At 54.3% G+C, this 16,453-nt stretch carries 13 protein-coding genes; all 13 read left to right on the top strand.

Features of this window, described 5'->3' with window-relative positions; all coding sequences use genetic code 11:
* Positions 1–3 precede the first annotated feature (3 nt).
* The 13 genes from mutL to BG55_RS16820 all read left to right on the top strand — a co-directional run bounded on the left by mutL (position 4) and on the right by BG55_RS16820 (position 16,430).
* Entirely contained in the window at positions 4–1,884 is a 1,881-nt protein-coding gene (mutL, locus tag BG55_RS16875; RefSeq protein ID WP_034939927.1) for a DNA mismatch repair endonuclease MutL, read from the top strand.
* Positions 1,877–2,827: a tRNA (adenosine(37)-N6)-dimethylallyltransferase MiaA gene (gene miaA, locus BG55_RS16870; RefSeq protein WP_034939925.1), complete on the top strand. Its 951-nt coding sequence runs from the start codon at positions 1,877–1,879 to the stop codon at positions 2,825–2,827. The genes mutL and miaA overlap by 8 nt, the downstream gene beginning before the upstream one ends.
* A 100-nt stretch (positions 2,828–2,927) precedes the next feature.
* Positions 2,928–3,239 carry an RNA chaperone Hfq gene (hfq, locus tag BG55_RS16865; RefSeq protein ID WP_034939922.1) on the top strand — a complete coding sequence of 104 codons (312 nt, stop codon included), beginning with the start codon at positions 2,928–2,930 and terminating at the stop codon, positions 3,237–3,239.
* Positions 3,240–3,435: 196 nt separating this feature from the next.
* A complete protein-coding gene (hflX, locus tag BG55_RS16860) occupies positions 3,436–4,716 on the top strand; it encodes a ribosome rescue GTPase HflX (RefSeq protein ID WP_034939917.1) in 1,281 nt (426 codons plus the stop codon).
* Between the two features lie 66 nt (positions 4,717–4,782).
* The gene (gene hflK, locus BG55_RS16855; RefSeq protein ID WP_034939914.1) at positions 4,783–6,024 is read left to right on the top strand and encodes an FtsH protease activity modulator HflK; all 1,242 of its coding nucleotides are present in this window, start codon (positions 4,783–4,785) and stop codon (positions 6,022–6,024) included.
* A 3-nt stretch (positions 6,025–6,027) separates the two neighbouring features.
* Positions 6,028–7,038: a protease modulator HflC gene (hflC, locus tag BG55_RS16850; RefSeq protein ID WP_034939911.1), complete on the top strand. Its 1,011-nt coding sequence runs from the start codon at positions 6,028–6,030 to the stop codon at positions 7,036–7,038.
* Between the two features lie 695 nt (positions 7,039–7,733).
* Positions 7,734–8,594 (top strand): glycosyltransferase family protein, encoded by an 861-nt coding sequence (locus BG55_RS16845; RefSeq protein WP_235192781.1) that lies wholly within the window; start codon positions 7,734–7,736, stop codon positions 8,592–8,594.
* A complete protein-coding gene (locus tag BG55_RS16840; protein ID WP_034939908.1) occupies positions 8,591–9,814 on the top strand; it encodes a glycosyltransferase family 4 protein in 1,224 nt (407 codons plus the stop codon). The genes BG55_RS16845 and BG55_RS16840 overlap by 4 nt, the downstream gene beginning before the upstream one ends.
* Before the next feature lie 13 nt (positions 9,815–9,827).
* Entirely contained in the window at positions 9,828–11,000 is a 1,173-nt protein-coding gene (locus BG55_RS16835) for a glycosyltransferase family 4 protein (RefSeq protein WP_034939906.1), read from the top strand.
* The gene (locus tag BG55_RS16830; protein WP_235192780.1) at positions 10,997–12,253 is read left to right on the top strand and encodes an ABC transporter ATP-binding protein; all 1,257 of its coding nucleotides are present in this window, start codon (positions 10,997–10,999) and stop codon (positions 12,251–12,253) included. The genes BG55_RS16835 and BG55_RS16830 overlap by 4 nt, the downstream gene beginning before the upstream one ends.
* Entirely contained in the window at positions 12,205–12,822 is a 618-nt protein-coding gene (locus tag BG55_RS23320) for an ATP-binding cassette domain-containing protein (RefSeq protein ID WP_338070026.1), read from the top strand. Before BG55_RS16830 ends, BG55_RS23320 begins: the two co-directional genes overlap by 49 nt.
* 15 nt (positions 12,823–12,837) lie before the next feature.
* Positions 12,838–15,114 carry a phosphotransferase family protein gene (locus tag BG55_RS16825; protein WP_034939904.1) on the top strand — a complete coding sequence of 759 codons (2,277 nt, stop codon included), beginning with the start codon at positions 12,838–12,840 and terminating at the stop codon, positions 15,112–15,114.
* A complete protein-coding gene (locus BG55_RS16820) occupies positions 15,111–16,430 on the top strand; it encodes an alginate export family protein (RefSeq protein WP_034939903.1) in 1,320 nt (439 codons plus the stop codon). Before BG55_RS16825 ends, BG55_RS16820 begins: the two co-directional genes overlap by 4 nt.
* The last annotated feature ends 23 nt before the right edge of the window (positions 16,431–16,453 follow it).

The raw sequence follows: 16,453 nt of genomic DNA, 5'->3' as shown, positions 1-16,453 counted from the left end.
ATTATGCCGATTCAGGTGTTACCTCCCCAACTGGCTAACCAGATAGCGGCGGGTGAAGTGGTTGAACGTCCGGCGTCGGTGGTGAAAGAGCTGGTGGAAAACAGCTTGGATGCCGGAGCGACCCGGATTGATATTGAAATCGAAAAAGGTGGCGCAAAACTGATCCGCATCCGTGATAACGGCTGTGGTATTGGAAAAGATGAGCTGGCGATGGCGCTGGCTCGCCACGCCACCAGTAAAATTGCCACGCTCGACGATCTGGAAGCCATTATGAGCCTCGGTTTTCGGGGCGAAGCGTTAGCCAGTATCAGTTCTGTATCCCGCCTGACGCTGACTTCGCGGACCACAGCGCAAACTGAAGCATGGCAGGCCTATGCTGAAGGACGCAATATGGAGGTAAGCATCAAGCCTGCCGCCCATCCACCCGGTAGTACGCTGGAAGTGCTGGACCTGTTCTACAACACCCCCGCCCGTCGTAAATTTATGCGTACTGAAAAGACCGAATTTACGCATATCGACGAAATCATTCGGCGCATTGCACTGGCGCGCTTTGATGTGGCCTTCTCACTCAGTCATAACGGTAAGCTGATGCGGCAGTATCGTGGCGTAACTGAAAACAGTCAGCGCGAGCGACGACTGGGTTCGATTTGTGGCACGGCATTTCTTAACCACGCGCTGGCGATTGAGTGGCAGCATGGTGACCTGGCGCTACACGGCTGGGTGGCCGATCCTGCTGGTTCCAGGAGTATCACCGACCTGCAATATTGCTATGTCAACGGCCGGATGATGCGTGACCGACTGATCAACCATGCTATTCGCCAGGCTTATCAGGATAAGCTGGGCGATGAGCATCAACCTGCCTATGTTCTCTACCTGCAAATTGATCCTCATCAGGTCGATGTCAACGTGCATCCGGCCAAGCATGAAGTGCGCTTTCATCAATCCAGGCTGGTGCATGATTTCATTTATCAGGGGGTGAGCAGCGTTCTTCAGCATACCGGGGCTGAAGTCCTGCCTGCGGTTGAAGCACCCGCCGGGCGCTGGCAGCCAGAAAATCGTCAGGCTGCCGGCACAAATCACTTTGCCTCCTCTGGCCCGCCGCAAACTCATGAGGCCAGAGAGAGCACGCCAGCTCAGTGGCAGGCTAAGACAGGAAACAAAACGGCATCCGGCAGTTGGCCACGACAGGAACCGGCGTATCAAAAAAGGGAGGGGGCGGCATATCAGCAATTGCTGCAAACCCAACCGCAACCTGCGAAAAGCCACAGTGCTTTAGCAAAGAATCATCCTGTTTCATCCGATGCCGTACCGGCTCCGTTAAGTGGCCACAGCCAGAGCTTTGGACGGGTGCTGGCAGTGATGCACGAATGTTATGCGCTGGTGGAGACGAAGGGGAGTCTGGCGCTGATCTCGTTAACAGTGGCCGATCGCTGGCTGAAGCAGGCGCAGCTGGATCCCGGTAAAGAGGGATTAAAAGCGCAGCCGTTGCTCATCCCGGTACGAATCAGGTCAGATAAAGCAGAACGTGATGCGCTTGAACGCTACTCATCCCTGTTGATTCAGATGGGGATTGAACTGTTGCCTGACGGGCAACACGTCACGCTGCGCGCTGTACCTTTACCATTGCGACAACAAAATTTACAAAACTTGATTCCAGACCTGTTAGGCTATCTCGCCCGACAACAGGATGTATCGGCGAGCCAGATGGTGCAATGGTTGGCACGGCATTCGGTAGTCGAACAACCGCACTGGAATCACTCGCAGGCGATAGCATTGCTGGCTGAAGTCGAAAGGCTTTGCCCACAACTGGTTACATCGCCACCTTCTGGCTTAGTACAACACGTTGATATTGAACTGGCGATGAACGCCCTGAAGCATGAGTGAAACTGGTAAGGCTGGCCGCCCAAAGGCCATTTTTTTGATGGGGCCAACGGCCTCCGGTAAAACAGCGCTGGCAATAGCTTTGCGTCAGCAGTTGCCGGTTGAGTTGATTAGTGTTGATTCAGCGCTGATTTATCGGGGAATGGATATTGGTACAGCCAAACCTTCTGCGCAGGAGCTGCGGTTGGCACCTCATCGTTTGCTGGACATCCGTGACCCTGCTGAAGCGTATTCGGCAGCAGAGTTTCGTCGGGATGCGCTGGCAGAAATGGCGGACATTACCCAAAGTGGGCGTATTCCGTTGCTTGTTGGTGGCACGATGCTCTATTACAAAGCGCTGCTGGAAGGATTGTCGCCGTTGCCCCCGGCAGATCCGCAAGTGCGCCAGCATATAGAGCAAATGGCAAGTGAGAAGGGGTGGGATGCCCTTCACCGTCAGTTATGTGGCATAGATCCCACGGCTGGAAATCGTATTCATCCGAATGATCCCCAGAGACTCTCGCGAGCACTGGAAGTTTTTTTTATTTCGGGTAAAACTTTAACGGAGCTGACTAAAACGTCCGGTGAGGCTTTGCCATACGATGTTGTCCAGTTTGCGATTGCTCCCCGGCAACGTGAGCTCATTCATCAGCGTATTGAGTTGCGTTTTCAGCAGATGTTAGCGTCAGGGTTTGAAACAGAAGCTCGTGAGCTGTTCGCACGGGGTGATTTGCATACGGATATGCCTTCCGTTCGTTGTGTTGGTTATCGTCAGATGTGGTCATATCTGTCAGGCGAAATCGATTACGATGAAATGGTTTATCGGGGAATTTGTGCGACCCGGCAACTGGCTAAGCGTCAGATGACCTGGCTTCGTGGTTGGGAGGGTGTCCACTGGTTGGACAGCGAACATCCTGATGCCGCGCTGGCTGATGTGTTACAGGTTCTTAGTGCGAAGCCTGGGTGATTGTGTACAATTGGTACGTTATCGTGCGCAAATTTTTACGCAGTTTTTCAGGGCGAAGGCCCTTAAGTAGTAAACAACAAGCATATAAGGAAAAGATAGAATGGCTAAGGGGCAATCATTGCAAGATCCGTTCTTGAACGCACTGCGTCGTGAACGTGTTCCGGTTTCGATTTATTTGGTAAACGGTATCAAACTACAGGGCCAGATCGAGTCGTTTGACCAATTTGTTATTTTATTGAAGAACACGGTGAGCCAGATGGTGTACAAACATGCTATCTCTACCGTTGTTCCGTCCCGTCCGGTTTCCCATCACAGTAACAACGCGGGTGGCGGAAGCAATAACTATCATCACGGTGGCAGCAATCAGGGGGCTTCTTCTCAGCCTCAGCAAGACGGTGAAGACGCAGAGTAAACACTGTTTTCAGGACGGGTCCCGCAGGTTTTCCTGGCTCCGTCCTGGCAATCTTCTTTTCGCTCGATCTGGCCCATCATTCTGACGTGGCTAAGATGATGCTCTTAAGACGTCGTTTAACGCGCATTTTGACTCTGATTCAACGTAGTGTGGCCATCGCGTAGCAGATATAACAAGGTTCTGAGAGGTTATAAGTTTGTTTGACCGTTATGATGCTGGTGAGCAGGCCGTACTGGTTCACATCTACTTTTCCCAGGACAAAGATATGGAAGATCTTCAGGAATTCGAAACCCTGGTGTCTTCTGCGGGCGTTGATGCGCTGAGGGTGGTGACAGGCAGCCGTAAAGCCCCCCATCCTAAATATTTTGTCGGTGAAGGAAAGGCTGTTGAGATTGCTGAAGCAGTAAAAAGCAGCGGCGCGTCAGTGGTGCTGTTTGATCATGCCCTCAGCCCGGCCCAGGAACGTAATCTGGAAGCACTGTGCGAATGCCGTGTTATCGATCGCACGGGGCTTATTCTCGATATCTTTGCCCAACGGGCGCGAACTCATGAAGGTAAATTGCAGGTAGAGCTGGCTCAGCTTCGCCATCTGGCCACGCGACTGGTTCGCGGATGGACTCACCTTGAGCGCCAGAAAGGGGGTATTGGTCTGCGTGGGCCGGGTGAAACCCAGCTTGAAACCGACCGTCGCCTGTTGCGCAATCGTATTACCCTAATCCTTTCCCGCCTTGAGCGGGTAGAAAAACAGCGTGATCAGGGCAGACAGGCCCGTAACAAAGCGGACGTGCCAACAATCTCGCTGGTTGGTTATACCAACGCCGGTAAATCCACCCTGTTTAACTGCCTGACCTCGGCAGAGGTTTATGCTGCCGATCAGCTGTTTGCCACCCTGGACCCGACCCTTCGCAGAATCGACGTCGCTGATGTCGGGGAAGTGGTGCTGGCTGATACGGTAGGCTTTATTCGCCATCTGCCCCATGACCTGGTTGCAGCATTCAAAGCCACCTTGCAGGAAACCCGTCAGGCAACGCTGTTGTTGCATGTGATTGATGCGGCAGACCTGCGCATTGATGAGAATATCGCGGCGGTGGAGGACGTTCTGACAGAGATTGAATCTGATGAGATCCCCACGCTGCAAATAATGAACAAAATCGACATGCTGGAGAACTTTGTTCCCAGAATCGATCGTAACGAAGAGAATCTGCCCGTTCGCGTTTGGCTGTCCGCGCAAACGGGCGAGGGCGTTCCGCTGTTGTTCCAGGCGCTGACCGAGCGACTGGCGGGGGAAATTGCCGAATATGCATTACGTTTGCCGCCAGAGGCAGGGCGGCTGCGCAGCCGTTTTTATCAGTTGCAGGCGATCGAAAAAGAGTGGAATGAGGATGATGGCAGCGTGGGGTTGGCTGTGCGTATGCCTGTTGTCGACTGGCGGCGACTGTGTAAACAGGAGCCAGGGCTGGTGAATTACATTGTTTAGCGATTTGGCCTGATGCCTGTCCCGGCTTTGGGACAACACCGCACACACTAATAATGGAGCACAAACATGGCGTGGAATCAGCCCGGTAATAACGGACAGGACCGCGACCCGTGGGGAAGCAGCAATAATCAAGGCGGCAACTCTGGGGGAAACAAAGGAGGTCGTGACAAAGGGCCACCTGATTTGGATGATATCTTTCGCAAGCTGAGCAAAAAGCTGGGTGGTTTTGGCGGCGGTAAAAGCGGCGGGCAGAAAACTCCGGGATTTGGTAGTCGGGCCATTGGTATTGTGGTGGTCGCTGCCGTGGTGATTTGGGCAGGGAGCGGCTTTTATACCATTAAAGAGGCAGAGCGCGGAGTGGTAACGCGCTTTGGTAAGTTCAGCCACCTGGTCGAGCCAGGGCTTAACTGGAAACCGACCTTTATCGATGAGGTCCGTGCGGTCAATGTCGAAGCCGTTCGTGAACTGGCTGCCTCAGGCACCATGTTGACTTCAGATGAAAACGTCGTGCGGGTTGAAATGAACGTGCAGTACCGCGTAACGAATCCTGAGCGATATCTGTTCGCGGTGACCAGTGCTGATGACAGTCTGCGCCAGGCTACCGACAGTGCCCTGCGCGGGGTAATTGGTCGCTCAACCATGGATCGTATCCTGACTGAGGGGCGTACGGTGGTGCGCAGTGATACTCAGCGTGAGCTGGAGGAAACGATTCGTCCTTACGATATGGGGATCACCCTGTTAGACGTTAACTTCCAGGCAGCCCGTCCACCTGAAGAGGTGAAGGCTGCGTTCGACGATGCTATCGCCGCACGTGAAAATCGGGAACAGTACGTGCGTGAGGCCGAAGCTTACGCTAATGAAGTACAACCACGTGCGAATGGTCAGGCGCAACGTATTCTGGAAGAGGCGCGGGCGTACAAAACCCGCACGGTGCTGGAAGCGCAGGGGGAAGTGGATCGCTTTGCACGGATTCTGCCGGAGTATAAATCTGCGCCGCAAATCACTCGCGAGCGTCTGTACATTGAAACTATGGAGAGCGTGCTCAGCCATACCCGTAAAGTGCTGGTCAATGACAAGGGTAGTAACCTGATGGTATTACCGCTGGATCAACTGATGCGCGGTCAGGGTGGTGTAAAAACCAGCACGGCACAGGATAGCGGCAGTAACAGTCTGCTTCGCCTGCCTCCGGCTACCAGTAACGGTGATGTCAGTAGTAACAACAGCTCATCAAACGGTTCGGCCAGTTTCATGGAGCAGCGCAGGGCAAATGCTCAGCGCAACGATACCCAGCGCGCAGGGGGAGAGTAAGCGATGCGTAAGCCATTAATCAGAGTGCTGATTGTTGTACTGGTGGTGCTCTACGCGTCACTGTTTGTTGTGCAGGAAGGCCAGCGTGGCATCGTGATGCGTTTTGGCAAGGTCCTGCGTGACAGCGAGAACAAGCCACTGGTCTATGAACCGGGTCTGCATTTCAAGATTCCATTCCTCGAGTCGGTGAAGTCGCTGGATGCACGTATTCAGACCATGGACAACCAGGCGGACCGTTTTGTCACCAAAGAGAAAAAAGACCTGATCGTTGATTCCTACATCAAGTGGCGCATCAGCGACTTCAGCCGTTACTACCTGGCGACTGGCGGTGGCGATGTTTCTCAGGCTGAAGTGCTGTTAAAACGCAAATTCAGTGACCGTCTGCGCTCTGAAATTGGGCGTCTGGATGTCAAAGATATCGTTACGGATTCCCGCGGACGGCTGACGACGGACGTTCGGGATGCGCTGAATACCGGAAGTGCCGGTCAGGATGACGAAATTGCCACCCCGGCAGCGGATGATGCTATCGCTTCAGTGGCGGCTCGTGTGGAACGTGAGACCACCAGCAAAGAGCCAGCAATCAATCCAAACAGTATGGCGGCGCTGGGGATTCAGGTGATGGATGTGCGCATCAAGCAGATCAACCTGCCTACCGAAGTGTCTGATGCGATCTACAACCGTATGCGCGCCGAACGTGAGGCTGTTGCCCGTAGCCAGCGTTCTCAGGGACAGGAAGAGGCCGAAAAACTGCGGGCTACCGCTGATTACGAAGTGACGCGCACGCTGGCGGAAGCGCAGCGTACGGCCCTGATCACCCGTGGTGAGGGGGATGCGGAAGCCGCTAAACTGTTTGCTGATGCTTTCAGCCAGGATCCGGACTTTTATGCCTTTATTCGTAGCTTACGAGCTTATGAAAACAGCTTCAGAAATAATCAGGATGTCATGGTGCTGAGCCCGGACAGTGATTTCTTCCGCTTTATGAAATCGCCTGCCAGCAGTGCTAACGGTCACTGATTAAGTTGGCATTAACATAAACCGGGAATAGTTATATTCCCGGTTTTTTTTTGCTTATTTCTGGCTAACTTTTTTATTCCATGTGCTTTACTGAAAATTATTAAATATCGTGTCAGACATATTTAATAATTCCCTGCGTATATTTGGGTATTTTTGCCATTGACGCTGACGGATGGTTTGTGTAGCCTCTTCTTCTCTAATGTTCTTTCTGGATTAATTACGGGTAATTAATTGTTGTGGGATTATTTCAGCAAGCTGAATGCCGTTGGTAATAATTAAGAGCATTATTATCAGATTGAAAATATTGCGGTGCCCGCGGTAATACAAGGATTGTTTCATCAAAAAAAGGATGATGGGAAATGGATGTTTCCGACAAGAGAAAACGGCCACCTCGCTGCGTATTTTATTCGCACGATACTATGGGCTTTGGGCATATTCGTCGAAATATGTTGCTCAGTCAGACTGTTCTCAAAGCTTGCCCCGATGCTGAGGTCTTGCTGATCTCAGGGGTACGGGAAGCGGGAAGCTTTGCGCTCCCGGCTGGAGCAGACTCTCTCATTCTCCCCTCTTATATTAAGACGTCAGAAGGAAAATATTTCCCCCGTTCGTTAGGAAAAGATGTTAAGTCGCTGGTTCGATTGCGTTCGCAATTAATATATGCAGCGTTGAATGCATTCTCCCCGGATATAATGGTGGTGGATAATGTTCCTCGTGGGGCGATGCGTGAATTAGATCTTAGTCTTCCGCTGCTGACTAAAAAGAAAACGCATATGGTTTTAGGACTAAGGGATATTATTGACAGTCCTGAAGCAGTAAAAAAACAGTGGAGTAAACAGGATAATACTTCAGCCATTAATTTGTTTTATTCCACAATTTGGGTTTACGGCGATAAGACACTGTATGATTTGCGTAAGGAATATTTTTCGGCTTTATCCTTCAGGCAAAAAATAGCCTTCACGGGTTACCTTGATGCTTCAAATCGTCATCGACTGACCGCATACAGCGCCTCTTCTCACTCTTCTCCTTATTTACTTTGTCTGGTGGGCGGTGGTCAGGATGGTTTCCACCTTGCTGAAACTTTCGCCAGGGCAGAATTTCCCGTCGGCGTCCGGGGCATCCTGGTCACGGGGTCAATGATGCCTCCGGCGCAGAGAAAGGCGCTGAGCCAGCTCGTTGTGCAACGTCCCCATATGAAAATGCTGGAGTTCGTTGCAGAACCACTGGGTTTACTGCGTGATGCCCGTGCCGTGGTGGCGATGGGAGGATACAACACGGTGATAGAGATTCTTACCCTCAACAAGAATGCGCTGATTGTACCCCGGGTCGATCCCCGACAGGAGCAGTGGATCAGAGCTGAGCGGCTGGCTCAACGGGGCCTGATTGACTGCATTCATCCCCATCAACTGACGGTCGGTTCATTGAGCCGCTGGCTGGCACGGCAGCATCACTTTGCCGATCCGCGTGAACTCCTCGATTTTGGCGGGCTGGATTATATCGGCGAAAGCGTGCGTAGCATTCTTGCGGACAGAGTAACAACCAGGGAGCGTGTGTCATGAAGGTAACGCCGTTGCGGGTGGGATATGTTTTAAAGCGCTATCCCCGTTTTTCGGAGACTTTTGTGGTTAACGAAATTCTGGCTCATGAACGGGCAGGGATGCAGGTGGATATTTTTGCTCTTGGACCGGTAATGGAAACCTGGTTTCAGGCGGATATTGGCAAAGTATGCTCCCCGCTGATTCGCCTGCGGGATAAACAGCGCAATGTGGACGCTTTCTGGCTGTTGGTCAGCGATGCGCTGACCAGCCTGACGGGTTTTACTGAAAAGCTGAGAGAGGAAAAAAACCACGACGTGCACGAACTGGCGCAGGGCATTGAGTTAGCACTGTTGATACAGCAAAGAAAAATCACCCATCTGCATGCGCATTTTGCCACTCAGGCTGCGACGGTTGCCCGTCTGGCGGCAAAATTCAGCGGCATAAGCTGGACTCTGACCGCGCATGCAAAAGACATTTACTTCCACTATCCGCAGGATATCCAACTGGCGCTTAAGCTGCGTGATGCCCGCCACGTGGTTACCGTCTCAGACTACAATCTGTGCTGGCTGTGTGAGCAGCACGGCGCTGCCCGGCAAAAAATCCGACGTATTTATAATGGTCTGGCACTGGCGCAATTTCCGTGGCGATCGCCTTACCAGCGTCCGCCAGAAATCGTTGCAGCTGGCCGCCTGGTGGCTAAAAAAGGTTTTTTATTACTGGTCGATGCGCTGCGACTGATGAAAGCAAGGGGTATCGCGTTTCACTGCACGCTAATCGGTGACGGGCCATTGCGCGAACCGCTGGCTGATAGCATTGCGCGTGCCGGGCTGGAGTCGCAGGTTACCCTGACCGGCGCGATTTCGCGCGATCGGGTGGCGGAGGCGATACAAGGTGCCGCCGTGGTCGTTGCTCCCTGTATCGTGAGTGAGGATGGCGACCGCGATGGTTTGCCGACCATTCTGGTCGAGGCGATGGCGCTGGGCACGCCGGTTATCTCCACTCGCGTGGCCGGTATCCCTGAACTGGTCTGCGATCGGCAAACGGGGTTGTGCGTAGCGCCGGATAATATTGATGAGCTGGCGCAGGCGATAGCCTGCCTGTTGCTGGACGCAGATATCAGGGAAAAACTTTCACGTCAGGCCAGGGAAAAAATTGTCAGGGAGTATGACGTGGACCGTAATACCGCCGAATTAAGGGCCCTGTTTGCTCAGGAGCCACAAGCGTCCGCCAGTCACGGTTGAAAAGGAATTTACTATGCGCATAGCATACGTCTGTGCCGATGCCGGTATTCCGGTGTTTGGTTGTAAAGGGGCCTCGGTCCACGTTCAGGAAGTACTGCGTGCGCTGATAAAAAAAGGGGCCAGCGTGGTTCTGTTTGCCAGCCGGTTTGGCGGCAATCCGCCACCTGACCTGCGCTCTGTTCAGCTCTGTTCACTGCCAGCCATTCCCGGAAAAGATGCGCAGCTTCGCGCCAGAGTCGCGTTGGAAAGCAACCAGCAGCTGGCTGAGGCACTGCATCAGCAGGGGCCATTCGATCTGGTTTATGAGCGTTATTCCCTGTGGAGTTATGCCGCGCTGGAGTATGCCAGCCGTCAGGGCTGGAAGACGGTTCTGGAAGTGAATGCCCCATTAATTGAAGAGCAGCGCAACTACCGTCAGATGGTCGCCGAAGAGAAAGCCAGTCAGGTACTACGCCGGTTAATGGTAAGCGCAGCAGTGATTATCGCGGTATCACCCGGGGTAAAAGCGTACCTGAATGACTTTTTTCCTTCAGCAGAAAATATTCATGTGATCGCGAATGGTGTTGATTCTCAGCGCTTTACCCCTGCGGTTCGCCAGTCGCTGAGCAGCGTCCCGCAGGACGCGGTGGTGATTGGCTTTCTGGGCACGCTGAAACCCTGGCATGGGGTGGATACGCTGATAGCGGCGTTTGCACAGCTCCACTCGCAGCGTCCCCATACCCGGCTGCTGATTGTGGGGGACGGACCAGAAAAAGCGCGGCTGAGTGAACAGGTTGCAGACACTCGCCTGCTGGCCGACGTTATCTTCACGGGCCGTGTGGAACCTGCCGGTGTGCCGCAATGGCTTGCCCTGATGGATATTGCCGTTGCACCTTATCCCGAGCTGGCGGGGTTCTACTTCTCACCGTTGAAAATATACGAGTATATGGCATCCGGGCTACCGGTTGTGGCCTCGCGCGTGGGGCATCTTGCCGAAGTGATAAGCCACGACGAAACCGGGTTACTGGTTGCACCGGATAAACCGGCTGAACTGGCCAAAGCATTGCAGCAGCTGGTGGACGATCCCGCCTGGCGTAAACGGCTGGGCGAGGCGGCCTGTCAACATGTGCTTCATCGCCACAGTTGGCTGGCGGTGGTGGATGAGATTTTACGACTGGCCGGGCTGAACACGGGCAGGAAGGCATGATGAAATCCCATCCCTGGTTGCGGGTAGCCCGCCGTTTTTCGCCGTGGCTTCGTCAGCAACGCGGCTTAATTATTCAGGCACTCATTGCGCTGTTGCTGTCGACAGGGATGCGTCTGCTGGAGCCGTGGCCACTAGCATTTATTATTGACGATCTTCTCAATCAGCATGGCAGCCGAATTGAAAGTAAGCTGGATGCGTTGCTGCCCGAGATGAGCCTTGAGAACCTTCTGCTGCTTTGTGCCGCCAGTGTGGTGGTCATTGCCGCAGTCAAGGCAGGATTGAGCTATCTCAGCACCATCGGTCTGGCGGTCGCCGGAAGTCGGGTGATTAGTGGCGTGCGGCAGGAACTGTTCAACCATTTGCAACGACTCTCACTGACCTTTCATCAACAGGCAAAGACCGGCGACCTTACCACCCGGCTGGTGAATGACATCGGTATGCTTCGCGAGGCAATCATTACGGCGCTGGTGCCACTGTTGGCGAACATGCTGATCCTGATTGGGATGTTCGCCATGATGCTGTACATCAACCTGCAAATGACGCTGTTGTCGCTGTTGCTGATGCCACTGATTATCTGGAGCACCCGACAAACCAGCGGTAAAGTTCACAAGGTCAGTCGCGATCAGCGCAAACGTGAGGGCGCGCTGGCTGCCAGTACGGCAGAGTTTCTCGGTGCCATTGGCGTGGTGCAGGCGCTTTCGCTGGAAGCCGTTGCCGCCAGAAGCTTTGCCAGTGATGATGGTAAAAGCATGCAGCAGAACGTAAGGTCCCGCCGCCTGCTGGCCGGTCTTGAGCGTAAGGTCGATCTGATTATTGCTGTTGCCACCGCCATTGTGCTGTTTTACGGCGCAACCAACGTTCTCAAAGGGGTGATGTCGGCTGGCGATCTGCTGATCTTTGTCTCCTATCTGAAAAACTCCTTCCGGCCGGTACGTGAATACGCCCGGTACGCCGGGCGGCTGTCAAAAGCGCTGGCTGCCGGTGAACGTGTGGTGGCGCTGCTGGAAGAGAAGCCTGAAATAGTCGACAGAGAGGATGCCACCGCGCTTCAGCGCGTGGAGGGCAACATCTGCTTTGAGAGGGTCAGTTTTGGCTACCCGTCCGCCAGCCGTTCCGGACAGAATACCCTGCACCAGATCAGTTTTTATCTGCGTTCAGGCGAGTCACTTGCCATCGTTGGGCCTTCCGGCACGGGAAAGTCACGCTGCTCAGTCTGCTGCTGCGGCTGTATGATCCCCAGGAAGGACGCATAACCATCGATGGTAAGGATCTACGTTACTGCACGATAAAAAGCGTCCGGCAAAGCATCAGCTATGTTCCGCAGGACAATTTGCTGTTTGGGCTAAGCATCCGTGAAAACATCGCGCTGGCGGCCACTGAAGCCGTTACGGACGAACAGATTTACGCCGCCGCCAGGCTGGCGAGGGCGCACGAATTTATCCTCAGGCTGCCAGACGGCTACGATACGATTCTGAGTGAGCGGGGAAACTCGCTGTCCGGGGGGCAACGTCAACGTATTTCTCTGGCCCGCGCAGCCATTCGATCTGCGCCTGTTCTGCTGCTTGATGAGCCCGCCACCGGGCTGGACAGTGAAAGCGAGCATCATCTTATCGCCGCGCTCAGCCAACTGATGGTTGACCGGACAACGCTGATCGTTACCCATAATCTCGCATTTGCTGCCCGTGCTCAGCGCATTATGGTGATTGATGAAGGTCAGGTCATGGAACTGGGAGCACATGCGCAGCTGCTGGCAAGTGGCGGACGCTATGCCGAGCTGTGGGCTTTGCAACAGTCCGATGCACTTCGGCAGATAGCCATTTAATTAAGGAAAGAATCAATGTTACAGGACAGGGACGCTGAGATTGTCAGCCGCGATAAGACATTACCGGGGCTGGCCGCGTTACTCGACAGGCATCTGCTGCTGGAGAAACTGCGTGAGCTGCCGCAGTTCGCCTCGCTTGAGGTGCTGACAACAGAATATCTGCGTTATAAGCCAGCCAACAGTTGCGTTGCCTGTCTGCGTCTGCAATTTGCTGACGGGAGCGGCAACTACCTGTTTGCCAAGGCGCTGACGGCTGAGCGCTTTCGCGTTTCCTGGCAGCATCCAAAACGGCAGGCGCTGGTTACTGGCCAGCACCCGCAGGCACCGGTGGCACTGGCCGAATCTGCGATTATTCTGACTTACCCTCAGCACGACCGCGGCCTGCCGAATCTCTGGCTACTGAGTGACTCATCCCGACGTGATGCGCTGTTTCATCGCTGGTTGCCAGGGCTTTCCGCCAGCGCAGACATTACGCTAAAAATATTACGCTACAAACCTGAAAGACGGCTGTTGGCCCTGCTGAGCAGCGATGGGCAGCCTCGCGCCGTGCTACGTTTTGCCAGCGCCAGCCGATATGAAGCGATGCTGGAAGGAAATAAGCTGGGCAATGCCACGGGTGAAATCAGGCTGCTGTCGGCACCCTGTGACTATCGCCTGTTAATCACCGAATGGATTGAAGGTGAAACATTGTGTCCTGAGCAGGGAGGGCACTTACCCGAAGGGGCAGCTTTTGCGATTGGGCAACAGCTGGCTGATCTGCATCTGCGTGAGCAATCGCACAGCAGTGAAACGAGGGTGCATGATGATATCGGCGACGTCTGGCGGGTACTCAATACGTTGCGCATGGTTGCCCCGCACCAGGAAGCGCTGTTCTCATCGCTGTTGAGTACGCTCAGCGAGCGGATGAGGGATGATACTTTTCATCCGGTGATCATCCATGGCGATTTTTCTGTGGACCAGATTGTCCGGCGCAAAACGGATGGGCGGTTACAGTTGATCGACTGGGATCGCTCCCGTCCGGGCAATCCGGCGGCCGATCTGGCCTCTTTTCAGGCCCGGCTGGAACTTCAGGTCATTGAACAGACGCTCAGCCCGGAGGTAGTTCGCCAGATCCTGGCGGCTTTTCATCAGGGATACCGTCAGCAGCAGGGCGTGATATCCCCGCATCTGAATGACCACGTTGCCCTGGCTTTGTTGCAACTTGCGGTTGAGCCGTTTCGTAAACGTTCGACGGGCTGGCATGGTCAAATCGTTGCCCTGATACGTCGGGCACAGCAGCTGATGCTGTCGGTTGATCAACCTGTGCAGCCGCTGCTGGACAGGGCGAAGATGGCCGGTGTGCTACAGAATGCACTTGGCTTATCCGCCGGGGCAAAGCTGCTGGCTGTTGAAGCCTTATCTTATAAGCCTGGCCGCCGGGCCGTGCTGGAGTATCACTGGTACGATCCCGCGGCTGAACACGCCTTTTCGGTGGTGGCTAAATATCGCCACAAGGGCTATCAGCCTCATGGATTCCGGGTGCAGCAGGCATTATGGCTCGACGGCTTTGATCACACGGCGACCGTTGCCGTACCGCAACCTCGGGCGGTGATGGCTGATTTCTCGCTTTGGTTACAGCAGAAAATTGCCGGTAAGCGGATGACGGAGCTGCTCTCATCTGGTGGTCCGGATATGGAACATCTGGGTTACCTCAGTGGTAAAGCGCTGGCGACGATACAGCAAAGCCGCGTTGCCCTTCAGGCTGTATCGGCAACGCGCTGGACGATGAACGATGAGCTTCGGGTGCTGCGCCAGCGGCTCAGGACAACGGCTGAACAGCGGCCGGAGTGGGCAGAGAGGATCCTTGCCGTCGCAAGGGGATGTGAACAGCTGGCACAGTTAATGATTCCGTCAGCAGAGGGTTTTATTCATCGTGATTTTTATCCGGCTCAACTGCTGCTGGCCGATCGCCCCACAGACCAGATTGTCGTTATCGATTTTGACCTTTCAACATACGGGCCGTTGGCTCTGGATGTCGGCAATTATCTTGCCCACGTGCAGGAGCAGGCGCTGCGTGAAACCGGCGATGAAAATGCGCTGCTACAGCACCAGCAGGCATTTATTTCTGGCTGGCAGGAGGTTTCCGGCCGACCTGAGGGGCAAAATATTGCTATCCATACCACTCTGGCGCTGGCCCGCCTGATTGCCATCAGCCTGCTGTTTCCTGAAAGGCTGAACAGCACAGGACGATTGCTGACACTGTGCGAGAAGAAGCTTCGTCGGTTATTGCGCGACAGGGAGCAGGTAAAATGAAAAAGTACGGTGCGCTTTTTCCACTCTCCCTTTTACTGCTGCTGCCGGAGGCTGGCGCAGTCAGCGAGACGTCCTCTGGCTATGTCCGACGGCATGAACGTGCGGCAAAGGATGAGGCGGCATCTGTCAGCGCTCATCTGCGCGCCATTTTTGAGGCAAGACAACTGCGCAACAGCAAACTTCGCTATGGCGACAAGAAAACCAACAAAATTGAAGTTGAGCCAACCCTGCGTCTGAATGTGATTGGTTTTCGGGATCGGCCGCTCTCTTTTTTTAGTGAGATAGAGTTTATCCAAAAGAAAAAACGCCAGACTGGCAGCAGTACCACCACGACGGACACCCTCAACTTCAATCAGGCATGGCTGCAACTGGATAAGTCGCTGGTGCCGGGGGGCCGGGTACGGCTGGGACGCTGGCTACTGCGCGATGAGCGGGAGTGGCTGTTTGATGAAAATATAGATGGTCTGTATGCCCGCATCGGCGATGCGCTGGAAACTGAAGTGGGCCTCGGTCGTGTCAATTACTGGCAGCGTAATCTTCTCGACAGCAGTACGCGGGGCGACAGCACCAATCTTATGACTCTGCTTTCCCGTTATGAAATCAGCGATGGCTGGCGAGTGGGGGGCTATCTGGTCTGGCAGCACGACAGGTCTTCGGCCAAAAATCAGCGCCAGCTCAATGCGGGTCTGCGATCCTGGTCACCGCCGCGTGGCCCTTTCAATCACTGGCTGGAGGTCGGCACAGTCAGGGGACAACAGGAGCAGCAGGATTTAGGCGGTTATGCAGTGGATGCGGGCGCGACCTTCAGGCTGGAAACCCTGCCTCTGCAACCCCGGCTGACGCTGGGCTATGCATGGGGAAGTGGTGGCGGTGATGACAGCAGCAGCAGACGTTATCGTCAGACCGGCTTACAGGGAAACGAGGCGACACAGGGCGGCCTGGTTAAATATAAAATCTACGGCGAAACGCTCGATCCGGAACTCACCAATATCCACATTCTGACGGCCGGCGCAGGCGTCAATCTGGCAAAAGATCTCTCTGCCGATCTGATCTACCACTACTATCGACAGCACAGCCTTGCGGCGTTGGTCAGCAATACCACCGACCTGGACGCAAAATATGACCGCATGACGACCAAAAAACTGGGATCGGCACTGGATCTGGTGTTGGGCTGGCGGCCACATCCGCAGGTCAGGCTGGAGGCCATCGCTGGCTGGTTTGCACCGTCATCACGTTTTTATTCCGCTTCGGGCCGCAACAGTCCGACAGCCAGTAGCGCCAGCTCCTGGTGGATGAAGGCAGAAGTGCGCTTTTAAGCCATCCGGCAATACTTTTTAGC

The sequence above is a fragment of the Erwinia mallotivora genome, assembly GCF_000590885.1.
Classification (GTDB): Bacteria; Pseudomonadota; Gammaproteobacteria; order Enterobacterales; family Enterobacteriaceae; genus Erwinia; species Erwinia mallotivora.
Note: the sequence above shows the minus strand (reverse complement) of the source record. Positions and strands in the feature narration are given on the sequence as shown.